The 18,048-nt window shown below is 64.8% G+C and carries 19 protein-coding genes; 16 read left to right on the top strand and 3 right to left on the bottom strand.

The features are described 5' to 3' along the window. Window positions 1-2 precede the first annotated feature (2 nt). From ABFK29_RS18585 to ABFK29_RS18560, 6 genes are read left to right on the top strand one after another with little or no spacing between them, the layout of a single operon-like run. Window positions 3-590 carry a TRAP transporter small permease gene (locus tag ABFK29_RS18585; RefSeq protein ID WP_005861127.1) on the top strand — a complete coding sequence of 196 codons (588 nt, stop codon included), beginning with the start codon at window positions 3-5 and terminating at the stop codon, window positions 588-590. Then, the gene (locus tag ABFK29_RS18580) at window positions 577-1,854 is read left to right on the top strand and encodes a TRAP transporter large permease (protein ID WP_005861125.1); all 1,278 of its coding nucleotides are present in this window, start codon (window positions 577-579) and stop codon (window positions 1,852-1,854) included. Before ABFK29_RS18585 ends, ABFK29_RS18580 begins: the two co-directional genes overlap by 14 nt. Next, window positions 1,854-2,576 (top strand): aspartate/glutamate racemase family protein, encoded by a 723-nt coding sequence (locus tag ABFK29_RS18575; protein ID WP_005861123.1) that lies wholly within the window; start codon window positions 1,854-1,856, stop codon window positions 2,574-2,576. Before ABFK29_RS18580 ends, ABFK29_RS18575 begins: the two co-directional genes overlap by 1 nt. Further along, window positions 2,573-4,084, top strand: coding sequence for an amidohydrolase family protein (locus ABFK29_RS18570; RefSeq protein WP_005861121.1), 1,512 nt, complete (start codon window positions 2,573-2,575; stop codon window positions 4,082-4,084). Before ABFK29_RS18575 ends, ABFK29_RS18570 begins: the two co-directional genes overlap by 4 nt. After that, window positions 4,081-4,947, top strand: coding sequence for a polysaccharide deacetylase family protein (locus tag ABFK29_RS18565; RefSeq protein ID WP_005861119.1), 867 nt, complete (start codon window positions 4,081-4,083; stop codon window positions 4,945-4,947). Before ABFK29_RS18570 ends, ABFK29_RS18565 begins: the two co-directional genes overlap by 4 nt. Before the next feature lie 3 nt (window positions 4,948-4,950). Then, window positions 4,951-5,082, top strand: a complete 132-nt coding sequence (locus ABFK29_RS18560; RefSeq protein WP_005861118.1) for a hypothetical protein — start codon at window positions 4,951-4,953, stop codon at window positions 5,080-5,082. Between the two features lie 38 nt (window positions 5,083-5,120). On the opposite strand, the gene ABFK29_RS18555 is transcribed toward ABFK29_RS18560, so the two are convergent. Together ABFK29_RS18555 and ABFK29_RS18550 are read right to left on the bottom strand one after the other, a co-directional pair. Further along, window positions 5,121-5,951 (bottom strand): sulfite exporter TauE/SafE family protein, encoded by an 831-nt coding sequence (locus ABFK29_RS18555; protein ID WP_005861116.1) that lies wholly within the window; start codon window positions 5,949-5,951, stop codon window positions 5,121-5,123. A gap of 271 nt (window positions 5,952-6,222) precedes the next feature. Then, window positions 6,223-6,984: a DeoR/GlpR family DNA-binding transcription regulator gene (locus ABFK29_RS18550; RefSeq protein WP_005861114.1), complete on the bottom strand. Its 762-nt coding sequence runs from the start codon at window positions 6,982-6,984 to the stop codon at window positions 6,223-6,225. 262 nt (window positions 6,985-7,246) lie between these two features. On the opposite strand from ABFK29_RS18550, the gene glpD reads away from it, so the two are divergent. From glpD to ABFK29_RS18500, 10 genes are all read left to right on the top strand, one after another. Continuing rightward, a complete protein-coding gene (gene glpD / locus ABFK29_RS18545; RefSeq protein WP_005861111.1) occupies window positions 7,247-8,845 on the top strand; it encodes a glycerol-3-phosphate dehydrogenase in 1,599 nt (532 codons plus the stop codon). Window positions 8,846-8,858: 13 nt separating this feature from the next. After that, complete coding sequence (locus ABFK29_RS18540) at window positions 8,859-9,947, top strand: ABC transporter ATP-binding protein (RefSeq protein ID WP_005861109.1); 1,089 nt, start codon at window positions 8,859-8,861, stop codon at window positions 9,945-9,947. 13 nt (window positions 9,948-9,960) lie between these two features. Further along, the gene (locus ABFK29_RS18535) at window positions 9,961-11,061 is read left to right on the top strand and encodes an ABC transporter ATP-binding protein (RefSeq protein WP_005861107.1); all 1,101 of its coding nucleotides are present in this window, start codon (window positions 9,961-9,963) and stop codon (window positions 11,059-11,061) included. After that, window positions 11,061-11,930: a carbohydrate ABC transporter permease gene (locus ABFK29_RS18530; protein WP_005861105.1), complete on the top strand. Its 870-nt coding sequence runs from the start codon at window positions 11,061-11,063 to the stop codon at window positions 11,928-11,930. Before ABFK29_RS18535 ends, ABFK29_RS18530 begins: the two co-directional genes overlap by 1 nt. Before the next feature lie 3 nt (window positions 11,931-11,933). After that, window positions 11,934-12,824, top strand: coding sequence for a carbohydrate ABC transporter permease (locus ABFK29_RS18525; protein ID WP_005861103.1), 891 nt, complete (start codon window positions 11,934-11,936; stop codon window positions 12,822-12,824). Next, the gene (locus ABFK29_RS18520) at window positions 12,824-13,108 is read left to right on the top strand and encodes a hypothetical protein (RefSeq protein WP_157136549.1); all 285 of its coding nucleotides are present in this window, start codon (window positions 12,824-12,826) and stop codon (window positions 13,106-13,108) included. Before ABFK29_RS18525 ends, ABFK29_RS18520 begins: the two co-directional genes overlap by 1 nt. Window positions 13,109-13,111: 3 nt before the next feature. Continuing rightward, complete coding sequence (locus ABFK29_RS18515) at window positions 13,112-13,387, top strand: DUF2160 domain-containing protein (protein WP_005861099.1); 276 nt, start codon at window positions 13,112-13,114, stop codon at window positions 13,385-13,387. Between the two features lie 88 nt (window positions 13,388-13,475). After that, on the top strand, window positions 13,476-15,188 hold the full coding sequence (locus tag ABFK29_RS18510) for an extracellular solute-binding protein (protein WP_005861097.1): 1,713 nt from the start codon (window positions 13,476-13,478) through the stop codon (window positions 15,186-15,188). Between the two features lie 105 nt (window positions 15,189-15,293). Then, window positions 15,294-16,778 (top strand): glycerol kinase GlpK, encoded by a 1,485-nt coding sequence (glpK, locus tag ABFK29_RS18505; protein ID WP_005861095.1) that lies wholly within the window; start codon window positions 15,294-15,296, stop codon window positions 16,776-16,778. Window positions 16,779-16,904: 126 nt separating this feature from the next. Next, window positions 16,905-17,555: a flavin reductase family protein gene (locus ABFK29_RS18500; protein WP_040604834.1), complete on the top strand. Its 651-nt coding sequence runs from the start codon at window positions 16,905-16,907 to the stop codon at window positions 17,553-17,555. A gap of 86 nt (window positions 17,556-17,641) precedes the next feature. On the opposite strand, the gene ABFK29_RS18495 is transcribed toward ABFK29_RS18500, so the two are convergent. Next, on the bottom strand, window positions 17,642-17,953 hold the full coding sequence (locus tag ABFK29_RS18495) for a hypothetical protein (RefSeq protein WP_005861091.1): 312 nt from the start codon (window positions 17,951-17,953) through the stop codon (window positions 17,642-17,644). Window positions 17,954-18,048: the final 95 nt, after the last annotated feature.

Here is an 18,048-nt window from a genome sequence, read left to right as displayed (position 1 = left end):
CCATGGTTCGGATACTGGGCCTTGCCCGGGGACTGGCCTTCGCACTCGCGCTTGTCGCGGGTGCGTCGGTCCTCGTTCTCGCAGTGCTGATCTTCGTCGATATCGTCGGTCGTGACGTCTTTGGCGCGTCGATCCAGGGCACGGATGAACTGGGCGGCTATGCTCTGGCATTTGTGGGATCGCTTGGCCTGTCGCTGACGCTGCTCAACCGGGGGCATCCGAAGATCGACATCTTCCTGCGGATGTTCCCCTTGGGCCTGCGTGCGGCCCTGCACGTGCTGGCGCAGGCGAGCATTGCGGCGCTTGGCCTGTTCATGGCCTGGCACGCCTGGGGCGAACTGTCCGAGACCATGCGCTTTGGCGCGGTGACAAACACGCCGCTGCAGACCCCGCTCTGGGTGCCGCAAGCGGTGTGGGTGGCGGGGACGGCGATCTTCGCGCTGGTCGCCTGCCTGACCACGCTGCACGCGTTGTTCCTTCTGCGGACCGATCCAAGCGCCGTCGAAGCACACTACGGCCCGCCCACCGTCGATGAGGAAGTCGGCCACTACATCGACCACACCGGGGAGAGCGACGATGCTCGGAATTGAAGGCGCGGCCATCGGCTTTGGCTTGCTGCTGTTCCTGCTGTTCATCGGACAGCACATTGCGACGGCCCTGTTCACCGTGGCGCTGACCGGCGCCTGGCTGTTCTTCGGGGATGCGATGCTGCGGCCTTTCGGGACGATGATGTGGGGCACGCTGAACAACTTCCTGCTGGTCGCTATCCCGCTGTTCGTGCTGATGGGCGAAATCCTCGTCCGGGGCGGCGTGACCGAGCGCATGTACCGCGCGCTGGCGGACTGGACACGACCGCTGCCGGGGGGCCTGTTGCACACGAATATCGCCGCCTCGACGGTCTTTGCGGCGATCTCCGGCTCGTCGGTGGCCACGGCGGCGACCATCGGGACGGTGGCCTTTCCCACCTTCCGCCGCCAGAACTACGCCGAGGCTTGGGTGGCGGGCAGCGTCGCCTCCGGCGCCACGCTGGGCATTCTCATCCCGCCGTCGATCAACCTCATCATCTATGGTGCAATCACCAACACCTCCATCGGGGCGCTGTTCCTTGCGGGGATCCTGCCGGGCATCGTGCTGGCGCTGGCCTTCATGGGGGTCATCATCGTCGCGAGCCTGTTGAACCCCGCCGTGGCCGGACGACCGGAGCGCATGGCGCCCTGGCCCGAGCGCCGCAAGCGGCTGGGCGATCTCCTGCCGCCTCTGGCGATCTTCGTGTTGGTGATGGGGTCGATCTACCTAGGCTTCGCCACGCCCACAGAGGCCGCGGGCGTGGGCGTCGTGGGTGCGCTGATCCTGACTGCCGCATACCGGTCGCTGACCTGGCCCATGCTGCGCGAGGCGATGTTGTCCACCGTGACGACCACGGCGATGACGCTGCTGATCCTCGTCGCGGCATTCTACCTGAACTTCATCCTCGGTGTGCTGGGCGTGCCTGCGCAGGTCTCGGCCTTCGTGTCGGGGCTGGAGGTCGGGCCGGTCACCATGCTGATGCTGCTGGTGGTACTTTATCTGATCCTCGGCTGTTTCCTGGATGCTCTGGCGATGATGATCGCGACCATCCCCATCGTGCTGCCGGTGGTCACGCATCTGGGGTACGACAGCGTGTGGTTCGGCATCTTCCTGGTGATGATGTGCGAACTGGCGCTGATCACGCCGCCCGTGGGCATGAACCTTTATGTCACGCAAAGCGTGCGCGGACGTGGACAGGTCGGGACGGTCATCCTCGGTGTGCTGCCGTTCCTCGCCTGCATCCTTGCGGTCGTCGCGCTGATCGCGGTCTTTCCGGGGTTGTTGTGATGCGGCTTCTGGCGCTGAACCCGAACACATCGGCGGAGGTGACCGGCGCCTTCGTGGCCGAGGCCATGCGCATAGCCCCGCCCGGCGTCACGATAGAGGGAGTCAACGGCGGGTTCGGGGCGCGCATCGTGACGACCGAGGCAGAGAACCTGATCGCCGGACACGCGGCACTGGAGCTGGCCGCCGTTCATGCGCTCGGGTGTGACGGCGTGATCCTCGCCATCTCCTTCGACACGGCGTTGCGCGCCTTGTCCGAACTGCTTCCGGTGCCCGTCACCGGGCTGACGGAAGCGGCGCTGGCCGCAGCTGGGGAAGCGCCGGTCGGCGTGGTGATCTTCGGCGCGTCGAGTCGGCCACTCTACCGGCGTCTTCTCGAAGGCTACGGCCATGCGCCCGTTGCTTGGGAGGTGATCGAGTTCGCCACCCGTGCCGAATACCTGAACGCCGAGGCGCGGGACGATGCTGTTCTTGCCGCGGTGGACCGTCTGGCCAAGGCCGGCGCGGGCGCGGCGGTCATCCTCGGTGCGGCCGTCGTCGGCATGGCCGCGCGCCTCGCCCCACGTGCCAGCATTCCCGTCAGCGACGGGGCGGCTGCGGTGGCGTTGAGCGTTGCGCGGGTCACGGGCGGCGCGCCGCTGCCGTCCCGCCCCGTACCCATCGCGGAAACCATCGGCCTCTCTCCGGCGCTGACCCGGCTGATCGCCGGGGACCTCCCGGCATGACAAGTACCCTGTTCCGCAATGTGCACCTGCTCGACCCCTGTTCCGACACGGGGATGACCGCGGCGACGGACCTTCTGGTGACCAGAGGCCGGATCGTCGGTTCGGGCGATGCACTGGCGGTGCCGCCCGGCGCCACTGTCATCGACGGCAAGGGCGACCTGCTGATGCCGGGGCTGATCAACGCCCACTTCCATTCCTCCGTGAACCACATGAAGGGGCGTCTGCCCTGCCTGCCGCTCGAACTCTTCATGCTGTACGAAAGCCCGGCGCTGGAAACGCTGCGCCCGACACCCCGGCAGGCCTACCTCCGAACCATGCTCGGCTGTATCGAGATGCTGCGGGGTGGGACGACGGCGGTGATGGACGACTGCTTCTTCGTGCCCGAACCCACGCCCGAGATCATCGACGCGGTGGCGCAGGCCTATGCCGACAGCGGAATCCGCGCGACACTTGCCCTTGATGAGCCAGAGTTGTCGGAACTGGAGAAGCTGCCGTTCCTCGATGCACTGGCTCTCGACGACCTGCGGCCGCAACTCGCCCGCCGCCCGAAGCTGACCGCGCGCGATCTGCTGGCGCTCTACGATCACCTTGTTGACCGCTGGCACGGAGCCGAAGACGGGCGCATCGCCGCTGCGGTGTCCTGCTCGGCGCCGCAGCGCGTCAGTCCGGACTACTTCGCCGCGCTCGATGGTCTGAGCCGTCAGTACGATCTGCCGGTCTTTGCCCACATGCTGGAGACAAAGCTGCAGCGCGTGCTCGGTCATGAAAGGTTCGGCGGACGCTCCCTCGTGCGATACACGCACGACCTGGGTCTTTTGACCGACCGGATGCAGGTGATCCACGCGATCTGGGTCGACGCCTGCGATCTGGACCTGATCGCGGCAGCCGGGGCGAAGGTGGCGCACAACCCGATCAGCAATCTGCGGCTCGGCTCGGGCGTGATGCCGTTGCGCGAGATGCTGGACAGGGGCATCTCCGTCTCGCTCGGTGTGGACGAGGCCATCGCCGACGATGCAGTGAACATGTGGTCGGTGATGAAGACCGCCGGGATGATCCACACGCTGTCCGGCGACGATCCCGACCGCTGGCCCACGGCGCATGAGGTGCTGCACGCGGCGACTGTCGGCGGGGGAGAAGCCATGCGGCGGCCCGGCCTCGGCACGCTCGACGCGGGCGCACCGGCTGACCTGATCCTCGTCGATTTGTCGTCGCTGCCCTTCCTGCCGATGAACGACCTTTTCCGCCAGCTGGTTCACGTCGAAAACGGCAGCTCCGTGCGGATGACCATGGTGGCGGGCCGGGTCGTGGCAGAGAGCGGGCGCGTGGTTTCCGTGGACGAAGCCGCCTTGCTGGACGAGGCGCGCGATGTCTTTGGCGGCCTGGCTCCGATCCTGCGCCGCGCCGCCGACGAAGTGGCCGGCCTGCTTCCGGTCTATCGCGCCATCCACGACCGAGCCGCCGCCCGGGATGTCGGCATGACCCGAAAGCTGACAGGGGGTCTGGCATGACGCTGCCGTGGTCCTACTCCGCCCTTCCGGCGCGCCCGGAGGGCAGGTGGCCCAACGGCGCGCGGGTTGCGCTCTGGGTGGCGGTAGGTGTCGAAAGCTACCGTCCCGACGGCGGCATGACAGAAGACATCCTGCCGCGCGGCGCCGCACCCGACCTCGTGAACGCAGCATGGAGGGACTTTGGCAACAGGGTAGGGGCGTTCCGCCTGTTCGACCGCTTGGCGGCCGCAGGTATCCGACCGGCGGTCCTGCTGAACACCGATGTGTATGACGAGGCACCGGAGGTCCTGACCGCCGCCCGCGCCGTGGGAGCCGAGATCGTGGGGCATGGGCATTCCAATTCCGACAGCCTGACAGCCTTGCCGGAAGGGGCGGAGCAGGGCTACGTCTGTCAGGTTCTCGAACGCATCGCACGTGAAGAAGGCGCCGCGCCCGGAGGCTGGTCCTCGCCCTGGCTCGCGCATACGCCGACCTCGCTGAAAAGCCTCCATGGTGCCGGGTACCGCTACCTGCTGGACCTGCGGCTTGACGACCAGCCGGTGTGGCTGCGGGCGGGGACGGGGCGGATCCTGAGCATTCCCTATGCCGCCGAACTCAACGACAGCACCACGATGGTCGGCCGCCAGTTGGACGCCCGTGGCTTTGCGGCGATGATCCGGGACGAGGCAAAGGAACTGATGGCGTCGAGGCACCCGGTGGTCATGAGCGTCGTGCTTCACAGCTTCATATCCGGCCAGCCGTGGCGCCTGCGACCCGTGGCAGAGGCGCTGGCCGAAGTGGCCGCGATGGATGGCGTCTGGTGCGCCACTCCGGCGGAAATCCACGCCGCGGTCCTTTCGGATCCTGATCTCGCGGCGGGGTGAGCCATGCCTATCCTATTCGCCAACCCGAACAGATCGGACGTCATGGCTTGGGGCATGGCGGCAGGGGTCTGGCGGATCGCCTCGACCGGCTTGATCGACGGCAGGTCGAAGGCGATGCGGACCGAACCGGAATAGGCGTTCGTGCCGACTAATGGCGGAATGCCCCCTCGCGGTCAGGCGAACAGCGCGTAGAGGAAGCGCAGCGCCACGAGCGCGAGGAAGGTACCGAAGGCCAGTTCCAGCGCGCGCCGTTCCATCCGGTGCGCCATCGCCACGCCGAAGCGGGTGGTCAGCAGCGACGTGGGAATCGTCAGCGCAAATGCGGCGAGCGAGACGAAGCCAAGGGACGCTGGCGGCAGGCCGTCCTTGCCCATGCCCGCAAGGATGTACCCAACGGTGCCCGGTATCGCGATCAGGACGCCGACGCCGGCAGAGGTCGAAACCGCGCGGTGGATCGGCACGCCGTGCAGTGTGAGAAACAGGTTCGACACCGCACCGCCGCCGATCCCCATGATCGCCGAGACGAGGCCGATCCCGCCGCCACCCAGCCGCATCACCCACGGGCCGGGCAGCGTGTCGCGCAACTGCCAGCTTTTGCCCCTCCGCAATAGTTTTACGGCGTTGACGCTGGCGATGGTGACGAAGACGGCCTGGAAGACCTCGGGTGCGGCGTAGCGCGCAATGAACGAACCCAGCATCACACCGATCAGCACCGGCACGGCCCATGTCTTCAGGATCGCCATGTCGAGCGTGCCCTTGGCGTTGTGTGCGCGTGCCGACACGATCGAGGTCGGGATGATCACGGCCAGCGATGTGCCCACGGCGACGGGCATCGCGATGTCCGGCGGATACCCGAGCGCGCCGAAGATCTCGTAGAAGACGGGAACGGAAATCGCGCCGCCGCCAACGCCGAACAGACCGGCAAGGAAACCTATGGCGGCACCGGCCAGCACGAGCGCCGCCGCGATTTCTATCAGTACGGTTTGGTTGGCGAGTATGTCCAAGTCACGGGTCCGGAAGCTATGTCGTCAGGCGCGCGCCGCAGCAACCGTCAGGGCTGGCGGCAGTCGTCCCCTCGTAGCCCGCGCGCGTGACCTTCGACAAGGGCTTCGGCATGTCGCACCGCGCCTGCGGCCCGCTGGCCGCGCGAACCGGACCGGAGCCGGTAAATTCCTGCACGTCGCCACAGTCACGGGCGGGCAGGACAGCGGTCAGTCTGCCAGGCCTGCCGACCGGGATCGTTGCGCGCCGTCCAGACGTCGACAGCCCGCCGCTTCAGTCCGGCATGACGACGCGCGTGCCCCAGGTCTTGCACTGTGCGGCAAGGCTGGGGGGCAGGGGTTTGTCGGTAAAGAAGGCGTCGACGTCAGACAGAGAGGCGATGCGCGCGGGGGCCGTCCGGGCGAACTTGGTCTGGTCGGCCACGAGGAAGGTCTTGCGCGAGTGGCGCAGGATGGCCTGGTTCACGCTGACCTCCTGAATGTCGAAATCGAGCAGGTCGCCGTCGCGATCCAGCGCCGAACACCCGATCACCGCCAGATCGAACTTGAATTGCCGGATGGTCTCGGTCGCGAGATTGCCGACAAGTCCGCCGTCGGCGCGGCGCAACTGCCCACCGGTCAGGAGGATCTCGCAACGCGGGTTGGCGGCGAGGATATTGGCCACGTTCATGTTGTTGGTGACGACCATCAGGTTCTCGTGGTGCAGCAGCGCCTCGGCCACCGCTTCGGTGGACGTTCCGATGCTCAGGAAAAGCGAGATGGCATTGGGCACTTGCGCGGCGCAGGCCTGCGCGATGGCGTGCTTGGCCTCGCGGTTCAGGGATCGCCGTTCGCCGTATTCGATGTTGGTTGTCCCTGACGGCATCACCGCACCGCCGTGCACCCGTTCCAGTCGGCCGGCTTCGGCGAGGTCGGTCAGATCGCGGCGGATGGTCTGGAGGGTGACGCCGAAATGCGCGGCCAGCCCGTCCACGGTGACCTTCCCTTCGCGGCGGACGATGTCGAGAATCTCCGGATGGCGGAATGTTTGGGACACGTTCGTTACTTTCGAATTGCAGATGCGCGGCGCGCTTTTGGTCAGCCTGCCTCTTCGGAAAGGTCGTTGCAAATGCGCGGTTCCGCAACCTTCTGCCCGCATTTTGTTGCGGTTGGTGCGCGGGCGCGATGTGGGCCGGACCGGTAAACCTTTGAGTGGTCGGGGAAATCCAAAAGCGAACACAAACGAAAGAAAACGCTTGCGTAAATTGGTTATTGTGAACATAAATGATGCAGATACGCGCATCATAGGGGGGAATCGCGTGACGCATACCGCAGCCGATACGGTTACCGATCTTTTCATCATCGGTGGCGGCATCAACGGATGCGGCATCGCGCGCGACGCCACGGGACGTGGTCTGTCGGTGACGCTGGCCGAGATGAACGACCTGGCCTCCGCCACCTCGTCCTCTTCCACCAAGCTGTTCCATGGCGGTCTGCGCTATCTCGAATACTTCGAATTCCGCCTTGTCCGCGAAGCGCTGATCGAGCGCGAGGTGCTGCTGAGCGCCATGCCGCACATCAGCTGGCCGATGCGCTTCGTGCTGCCCTACCACAAGGACATGCGCTTCGAGTCCGAGACGCCGACATCGAAGCTGCTCAGCCTGTTCATGCCGTGGATGAAGGGGCGCCGCCCTGCGTGGCTGATCCGGCTGGGACTGTTCATGTACGACAACCTCGGAGGACGGAAAATCCTGCCGGGCACATCGACGGTCGATCTGCGCGCCGCGCCCGAGGGCAAGCCGCTGGAGGATCGTTTCGAGAAGGCCTACGAATATTCCGACTGTTGGATCGAGGATTCCCGGCTGGTGGTTCTGAACGCCCGCGACGCGGCGGCGCGCGGGGCAGAGATCCTGACGCGGACGAAGGTCAAGTCGGCGCACCCCGAAGACGGTCTGTGGCATATCGAGACGGTCAACGCCGAGACCGGCGAGACCCGGGCGCACAAAGCGCGGATGCTGGTCAACGCCGGCGGGCCTTGGGTCGGCGACATCATCCAGACCAAGGTACGTGTGAATTCGCGCGAAGGCGTGCGCCTCGTGCGCGGCAGCCACATCGTGACCAAGCGCCTTTACGACCACGACAAATGCTATTTCTTCCAGGGCACGGACGGGCGGATCATCTTCTCGATCCCCTACGAGACGGATTTTACCCTGATCGGGACCACCGATGCCGAACATGACGATCCGTCGGTCAAGCCGGTATGCACGCCGGAAGAACGGCGCTACCTGATCGACTTCGCCAATCACTATTTCCGCAAGGACCTGACCGACGAGGACGTGGTCTGGACCTATTCCGGCGTCCGCCCGCTGTACGACGACGGTGCCAGCAGCGCCACGGCGGCGACGCGGGATTACACGCTGAAGGTCGACACCAGCACCGGCGCGCCGATGCTGAACATCTTCGGCGGCAAGATCACCACCTATCGCCGCCTGGCCGAAAGCGCGCTGGAAAAGATCGGCACGCAACTGAAGGTGACAAAGGGCGCGTGGACTGCGGGCGTACCTTTGCCCGGCGGCGATTTCCCGGTGACGGGCGTGGCAGACCAGATCGGCGCGCTCAAGGCGAAGTATCCCTTCCTGACCGAGTTCTGGGCGAAACGCCTTGTCCGGGCCTACGGCACGGAAGCCAAAAAGGTCCTCGGCGACGCGAAGGCAGCGGCGGACCTGGGTCAGGATTTCGGCGCCACGATGACAGAGGCGGAAGTGACCTGGTTGATGGACCACGAATTCGCCCGCACCGCCGAGGACGTGGTCTGGCGCCGCAACAAGCTGGGTCTCCGGCTGGATCGGGCGCAGATCGAGGCACTGAACACATGGATGACGCAGAACCGGCGCGACGCCTCTGCGGCAGCCGAATGAAGGGGAGGACCGGATGACGCTGGAACTGAAGGGCGTGTCCAAGATCGTGGAGGGGCAGACGCATATCTACCCCACCGACTTGACGCTGGAAAAGGGCACGATGAACGTCCTTCTGGGGCCGACGCTTTCGGGCAAGACCTCGCTGATGCGGCTGATGGCCGGGCTGGACGCTCCGGCGACGGGGAAGGTGTTCTGGAACGGCGACGACGTGACCGGACAGCGCGTGCAGGACCGCAAGGTCGCCATGGTCTACCAGCAGTTCATCAATTACCCGTCGATGACCGTCTACGACAACATTGCCTCGCCGATGAAGCTGATGGGGGTCGACAAGGCCGAGATTGACCGCCGCGTGCGCGAGACCGCAGAGATGATGAAGCTCACCCCGATGCTGTCGCGCAAGCCGCTGGAACTGTCGGGCGGTCAGCAGCAGCGCTGCGCGTTGGCCCGCGCGCTGGTCAAGAACGCCGGTCTGGTGTTGCTGGACGAACCGCTGGCGAACCTCGACTACAAGCTGCGCGAGGAATTGCGCGTCGAGATCCCGAAGATCTTCGAGGCCTCGGGAAGCATCTTCGTATACGCCACGACGGAACCGGAGGAGGCGCTTCTGCTGGGAGGCCATGTCGCGACGCTCTGGGAAGGGCGGATCACCCAGTTCGGTCCGACGCCCTCGGTCTATCGCCAGCCTGTCGATGCCACGACGGCGCGGGTCTTCAGCGATCCACCGATGAACTTCCTGCAGATCACCAAGACCGGCAGCCAGATTGCGTTCGGTGACGGTCAGACCGCGCCGGCCACGGGCCAGATCGCGGCTCTGGCCGATGGCCGCTACACGGCGGGTTTCCGTCCCAACCACCTTGAGATCATGCGCCACGCCGCCGACGCCATCGAGTTCAAGGCGACGCTTGGCGTGACCGAACTGACCGGATCGGAGACCTTCGTGCATCTGGACCACCACGGGGAACGCTGGGTCGGCCTGATCCACGGAGTTCACCATCTGTCGCTTGGCGAGAAACTGAGCGTCTGGCTCGACCCGCGTCACATCTACATCTTCGGCGAAGACGGCAATCTCGTCGCGCCCGCCGCCTACGCGCTGGCGGCCTGAGGGGGAGGGGACAATGGCCAAGATCACGCTCGACAACCTCGCCCATTCCTACCTGCCGAACCCGAAGGGCGAGGATGACTTTGCCCTGAAGGAGCTGAACCACGATTGGGACGACGGCGCGGCCTATGCGCTGCTCGGCTCTTCGGGGTGCGGGAAGTCCACGCTGCTCAACATCATCTCGGGGCTGCTGCATCCCAGCCAGGGGCGCATCCTGTTCGACGGGCAGGACGTGACCCATGCGCCCACGGCAGAGCGCAACATCGCGCAGGTGTTCCAGTTCCCGGTTGTCTACGACACGATGACCGTGCAGGACAATCTGGCTTTCCCGCTGCGCAACCGGGGTCGGGAAGAAAGCTATGTCGCTGAACGCGTTCAGGAAATCGCCCGAATGATCGGTATGGAAGACATGCTGAAGAAGAAGGCGCGCGGCCTGACGGCGGATGCGAAGCAGAAGATTTCGCTGGGACGCGGGATGGTGCGCAAGGACGTGAACGCGCTGCTCTTCGACGAGCCGCTGACCGTCATCGACCCGCACATGAAGTGGGAACTTCGGACGCAACTGAAGAAGCTGCACCACGATTTCGGTCACACGATGATCTACGTCACGCACGACCAGACGGAGGCGCTGACCTTCGCCGACAAGGTCGTGGTGATGTACGACGGGCGCGTCGTCCAGATCGGCACACCCGAAGAGCTGTTCGAGCGGCCCGAACACACCTTCGTCGGTTATTTCATCGGCTCGCCGGGCATGAACGTCATCCCCGCGCGGGTCGAGGGTTCCACCGCACATCTCGATGGCGACGTCATCCCGCTGGCCGACAGCTACGGTCCGCTCGACGGCCGAGTAGAGATCGGCGTCCGCCCGGAATACGTGCGCCTCAGCCAGACGGAAGGTGTGCCGGTGAAGGTGAACCGCGTCGAGGACGTGGGCCGCCACAAGATCATCCGGGCCGAGTATTCCGGCCACGACATCAATATCATCGCCGGCGAGGACGAGCAGATCGGCGCGGACATGAACCGCGTCGTCTTCGATCCGGACCACGTAAACGTCTACGCCAACGACTGGCGTGTCGCCCCGCTCGGGCGGAGCGCACCGGCAGGGGAGGCCGCGTGATGGAAAAGACGATCAATCAGAAGGCCTGGTTCCTTGTCCTTCCCGTCCTGCTGCTGGTCGCCTTCTCGGCGGTGATCCCGCTCATGACGGTGGTCAACTACTCGGTTCAGGACACGTTCGGAAACAACCAGTTCTTCTGGGCCGGGCTCGAATGGTTCGAGGAGATGCTCTCGTCCGAACGGATGTGGAATGCGCTGGGACGGCAGCTGATGTTCTCGGCCATCATCCTCGCGATCGAGATCCCGCTGGGCATCTTCGTCGCGCTCAACATGCCCAAGAGCGGTTTCTGGTCGAGCCTCTGCCTCGTGCTCATGTCCCTGCCGCTTCTCATTCCATGGAACGTGGTGGGCACCATCTGGCAGATCTTCGGGCGCGTCGACATCGGCCTACTGGGCTACATGCTGGACGCCATCGGGGTCAGCTACAATTACACGCAGGACACTGTCGCGGCGTGGATCACCATCATCGTGATGGACGTCTGGCACTGGACTTCGCTTGTCGCGCTTCTCGCTTTTGCAGGGCTGAAATCGATCCCCGATGCCTATTACCAGGCGGCCAAGATCGACCAGGCGTCGCGCTGGAAGGTGTTCCGCTTCATCGAACTGCCCAAGATGATGGGCGTCCTGATGATCGCCATCCTGCTGCGCTTCATGGACAGCTTCATGATCTACACCGAGCCCTTCGTCGTCACAGGCGGTGGCCCCGGCAACGCTACGACGCTTCTGTCCATCGACCTGGTGAAGATGGCGCTGGGACAGTTCGACCTCGGACCGGCGGCGGCGTTCTCGCTGATGTACTTCCTCGTGATCCTGCTGATTTCATGGGTGTTCTACACCGTCATGACCAACCTCGACAAACGGGAGGGCTGACCGATGGCCGACACGACCTCTGCCCCCGGAGCGGCGTCCCTTCCGGGCGACGTGACCGCGAAACGCGCGCAGGCCAGGACGCGCCGCCCCTTCCGGCCCAATGGCTCTGCCGTGGTGATGACGCTCTACCTGCTGTTCCTGCTGCTGCCGATCTATTGGCTGCTGAACATGAGCCTGAAGACCAACACGGAGATCCTGAACGCCTTCACCCTGTTTCCGCGTGACCTGACGCTCGACAACTACCGCACGATCCTCACCGATCCCGCGTGGTACATGGGCTACGTGAACTCGCTGATCTACGTGGTGATGAACACGGTCATCAGCCTCGCCGTGGCGCTGCCCGCCGCCTACGCCTTTTCTCGGTACAGCTTCATGGGGGACAAGCACCTGTTCTTCTGGCTGCTGACCAACCGCATGGCGCCTCCGGCGGTCTTCGCGCTGCCGTTCTTCCAGCTCTACTCGTCGGTGGGTCTTTTCGATACGCACATCGCCGTCGCTCTGGCGCACTGCCTGTTCAACGTGCCGCTGGCGGTCTGGATCCTCGAAGGCTTCATGCGCGGCGTGCCGAAGGAAATCGACGAGACGGCCTATATCGACGGCTATTCGTTCGGCGCCTTCTTCGTGAAGATCTTCACGCCGCTCATCGCCAGCGGAATCGGCGTCGCGGCCTTCTTCTGCTTCATGTTCTCGTGGGTCGAGCTGCTGCTCTCGCGGACGCTGACCACGGTGGACGCAAAGCCCATCGCCGCGATCATGACCCGTACGCAGGGCGCATCGGGGATCGACTGGGGGGTCCTGGCGGCGGCGGGCATCCTGACCATCGTGCCGGGGGCGCTCGTAATCTACTTCGTGCGCAACTACATCGCCAAGGGTTTTGCACTTGGGAGAGTATGATGGAAGCCTTTACTTCAAATTATGAGCGCATGGAAATCGGCGCAGTTCTGACGCACCACGAGTTTCAGCCTGTGGCTCATCCTGCGCCGGGTAACAACCAGCCAGCCTACATAGAGTTCGCAGACAATTCCCGGCTTGGTGGAACAGTACGTCATAGAGAGGGAAACTTCTGGAATTTCGAAACGCCCGAAGGGGTTTGGGTGCTCGAGCTAACCGGAAAGCCCATTCTGAAAGACAAAATGCGGATGCGTGAATTTACGGTCCGAAGCTTCGAGGAGACCTGACCAATGGACTGGATGGCATGGACCTGGCCGACCGCGATCTTCTTCATGGTGATCGCCTCGTTGCTGATCCTCTTCACGATCCTCGCGATCAAGTTCCCGGAGACGCCGCGCACCGGCATCCTCCGGATCGAGACCACACGGGGCGACCGGCTGTTCATCACGCTGCTGGGGTCCGCCTTCATCAATCTCGCGTGGCTCGGCCTCGTGGGGCCGGACACGCAGCTTTACGCCTTGATCGTCTGTCTCGTCTACGCCGCGGCGGTGTTCCGCTGGGTGTAGGCACAGGCCGGAGTGACCGGGGCAAGAGGAGCCCGGCCACGACGGAAATACCCGGAAAAAACGGTTCTGAAATGGGAGGAAACCGAACATGAACTACAAGCTGAAATCAACCACGGCAGCGCTGCTGATCCTTGCGGGTCCGGCCTTTGCCGACATGGACGCCGCGCGTGCGTTCCTAGACGAGGAGATCGGCGACATGTCGTCGCTCACCCGCGAGGAACAGGAAGCGGAGATGCAGTTCTTCGTGGACGCCGCCCAGCCTTTCCAGGGCATGGACATCAAGGTGGTCTCGGAAACCATCACCACGCACGAATATGAAAGCCAGGTGCTTGCGCCGGCCTTCACCGCCATCACCGGCATCAACGTCACCCACGACCTGATCGGCGAAGGCGACGTGGTCGAGAAGCTGCAGACCCAGATGCAGTCGGGTGAGAACATCTATGACGCCTATGTCAACGACTCCGACCTGATCGGCACGCACTGGCGCTATCAGCAGGTGCGCAACCTGACCGACTGGATGGCGAATGAAGGCGCGGATGTGACCAACCCCGGCCTCGACCTCGACGACTTCATCGGCACGGCCTTTACCTCTGCGCCCGACGGCAAGCTGTACCAGTTGCCGACCCAGCAGTTCGCGAACCTCTATTGGTTCCGCTACGACTGGTTCAACGACGAAAAGAACAAGGCCGATTTCCAGGAGAAATATGGCTACGAGCTGGGTGTGCCGGTCAACTGGTCGGCTTATGAGGACATCGCCGAGTTCTTCACCGGGCGTGACCTGTCGCACATGGGTGTGGACGGCGAAGTCTTCGGGAACATGGACTACGGCAAGAAGGACCCGAGCCTCGGCTGGCGCTACACCGATGCGTGGCTGTCGATGGCGGGCGCCGGATCGAAGGGTGAGCCGAACGGCCTACCGGTGGACGAATGGGGCATCCGCGTGAACGAGAACTCGCAGCCCGTCGGTTCCTGTGTCGCCCGCGGTGGCGCGACCAACGGCCCCGCTGCCGTCTATGCCGTGACCAAGGCCATCGAGTGGCTTGAAAAGTACACGCCCCCGGCAGCCGCGGGCATGACCTTCTCCGAGGCAGGCCCGATCCCGGCGCAGGGTAACGTCGCTCAGCAGATGTTCTGGTACACCGCCTTCACCGCCGACACGGTGAAGCCCGGCCTGCCGGTGATGAACGAGGACGGCACGCCCAAGTGGCGCATGGCCCCGTCGCCGCATGGCGTCTACTGGGAAGAGGGCACCAAGATCGGTTATCAGGACGTGGGTTCCTGGACGCTGATGAAGTCCACCCCCGAGGACCGCGCCAAGGCCGCATGGCTTTACGCGCAGTTCGTGACCTCCAAGACCGTGGACGTGAAGAAGAGCCACGTCGGCCTGACCTTCATCCGCGACAGTTCCATCAACCACGAGTCCTTCACCGAGCGTGCGGACAAGCTGGGAGGCCTGGTGGAATTCTACCGTTCGCCTGCCCGCGTCGCGTGGTCGCCCACGGGCACCAACGTGCCGGACTACCCGAAGCTGGCGCAGCTGTGGTGGCAGAACATCGGCGACGCCATGTCGGGCGCCAAGACCCCGCAAGAGGCGCTCGACGCGCTTTGTGCTGATCAGGAGCGGGTGATGGAGCGTCTGGAGCGCGCCGGCATCCAAGGCGACATCGGCCCCAAGCTGAACGAGGAGAAGGACCCGCAGGAGTGGCTTGCGATGGAAGGCTCGCCCAAGGCGAAGCTGGACAACGAGGACGAAGAGCCCAAGACCGTGTCCTATGACGAGCTGATCAAATCCTGGCAGTAAGCCGTCTTCTTGACCGGGGCCCCTGATCGGGCCCCGGTCTTTCTGGATTTTCCCCAAATGACGTGCCGCAACGGCGCCCCGACATCGCTTTGAGGAGAGGCGGTCATGACTCATATTCTGGCCATCGATCAGGGCACCACCTCGACCCGTGCCATCGTATTCGACGCGTCGATGACGGCCGTGGCTTCCGCGCAGGAGGAGTTTCCCCAGCACTTCCCCGCCAGCGGCTGGGTCGAGCACGAGGCCACGGACCTGTGGGCGACAACCGCCGCCACATGCCGCGCCGCCATCGAGAAGTCTGGCACAACCGACATCGCCGCAATCGGCATCACCAACCAGCGCGAAACCACACTGGTCTGGGACCGCAAGACCGGCAAACCCGTACACAATGCCATCGTCTGGCAGGACCGCCGCACCTCCGGCATGTGCCGGACGCTGAAGGAGGAGGGCTTCGAGGACACCGTCACAGACCGCACCGGATTGCTGCTCGATCCCTACTTCTCCGGCACGAAACTGGCATGGCTGCTCGACAACGTGGATGGCGCGCGTGCACGCGCCGAGGCCGGAGAGCTGGTCTTCGGCACGGTCGACACGTGGCTCCTGTGGAACCTGACCGGGGGCGCGGTGCACGTCACCGACGCCACCAACGCCGCGCGGACCATGCTGTACGATATCCGCAAAGGGCGCTGGTCTCGCACCATCTGCAACCGGCTGGGCATTCCGATGGACATGCTGCCGGAGGTGCGTGATTGCGCCGCCGACTTCGGAAAGACGCGGCCGGACCTCTTCGGCCGCCCGATCCCGATCCTCGGCATCGCCGGGGATCAGCAGGCGGCGACCGTTGGGCAGGCCTGTTTCGAACCGGGCATGCTGAAGTCGACTTATGGCACAGGCTGCTTTGCGCTCCTGAACACTGGCGACACGCCCGTCCGGTCGCAAAACCGACTGCTCACCACCATCGCCTATCAGCTTGACGGCAAGCCGACCTACGCGCTCGAAGGGTCGATCTTCGTGGCGGGCGCGGTGGTGCAATGGCTGCGGGACGGGCTGAAGATCATCCGCACCGCGGCCGAGACGCAGGCCCTGGCCGAACAGGCCGACCCGGCGCAGGACCTCGTGCTTGTCCCGGCCTTCACGGGCCTCGGCGCGCCCTACTGGAACGCCGATTGCCGTGGCGCGGTGTTTGGGCTGACCCGCAATTCCGGCCCCGCCGAGTTCGCGCGCGCCGCACTCGAAAGCGTGGGCTACCAGACTCGCGACCTGCTGACCGCGATGCAGGCGGACATGGGAGCGGACGCATCCGACGCCGCCACGCTTCGGGTGGACGGCGGGATGAGCGCATCGGATTTCGCCATGCAGTTCCTGTCGGACATCATCGGGGCCCCCGTGGACCGCCCGAAGGTGCTGGAGACGACGGCCCTTGGCGCTGCATGGCTGGCCGGGCAAAAGGCCGGTGTCTATCCGGATCAAGAGGCTTTCGCCCGGGGCTGGGCGCTGGAGCGCAGTTTCGCCCCGACAATTAGCGAAGAGACGCGCACCGCCAAATACGGCGCATGGCGCCGCGCGGTCGAGGCCACGATCAGCGTCTGAAACGCCGGGGTAGATGCTTGTTCCGCAGGCGTTGGCCTGGCGCGAAGCGTGATGCAGCGCCGCGGCGACTGGACCCGGCCCGCATCGGATGCCAGACCGGAAGGCGCCCCGCCGGAAGGACACCCGATGAAGAGCCACGTTTTCGATTTCGCCAGACTGACCCCGAAAGAGCGGTACAAGCTTCTGATCGGGACGGTCATCCCGCGCCCCATCGCCCTCATCACGACGCTGTCGGAAGACGGCACCCCGAATGCCGGATCGTTCAGCTTCTTCAACATCCTGACCCACGATCCGGCGATCATGGCCATCGGTATCGAAAACAGGCCGGACGGCACGCCGAAGGACACCGCAGCCAACATCCTCGCCACGCAGGAGTTCACTGTCCACATTTCCGACCACGCGCTGGTGGACCAGATGGAGATCTGCTCGATAAAGTTCCCGTCGGACGTGGACGAACTGTCGGTCGCGGGGCTTGAAACCGTGCCGGGCGAAACCGTGCGCAGCCCGCGCATTGTCGCTGCGCCCGCGGCCTTCGAATGCCACCTCGTGCAGACCGTACCTGTCACGCCCGCGCGTGTCATCGTGCTGGGAGAGGTCAGGCGTATGTTCGTGCGCGAAACGCTGGTCGACCCCGAAACGCTGCAGGTCGACCAGATCGGCATCGACGCGGTGGGGCGGCTGGGCGGGCACCTCTACGCCCGGCAGCGAGACCAGTTCGAGCGGGTGACACCCTCCGTCGAGCAGTTCATGGCCACGTCGGGCGCCGTGGAAAGCTGACCTGTCTTCGGCGCCGTCAGACCGGTCCACGAAGGAAAATGGGCCAGCCGGCCGACCGGCCCCCTCTGCGTTGCACGAACGCGCATTCACACCAGAAAATCGAGCGAGGTCTCTACTTCGATCCCGCCGGACACGCTCGTCGTCACGCTGAAATCCGCGTCCGTGACGCCGGTAAAACTGCCGCTGCCGGTGAACAACGACAGGCTGTCCGTCTGCCCCCCGACGTCGAGGACGAGTTGCCCGGAGTTGCCGGAGCAGGTGAAGGAAAGGCGGACCGGACCTCCGGCGTTGAGGTCGGTAAATTGGAAAGTGTCCCCGGCCTCGAAGTCCTTCACCACCGCGTTGAAGGTCGAAGAGCAGGACATGCTGACGACATCGTCCGCCTTGCCGAAGCGCACCCGAGAGTCAGCCTGACCGTTTTGCCGGGCGCGGGGCACCTGCTGTACGCCACGCGGGCGCGGCTGGTCTGTCGTGCGCCGGTGGACCGGATGGA

This window comes from Sagittula stellata E-37, assembly GCF_039724765.1.
Classification (GTDB): domain Bacteria; phylum Pseudomonadota; class Alphaproteobacteria; order Rhodobacterales; family Rhodobacteraceae; genus Sagittula; species Sagittula stellata.
The sequence above is the reverse complement of the archived record's forward strand: the minus strand, read 5'-3'. Positions and strand labels throughout refer to the sequence as shown.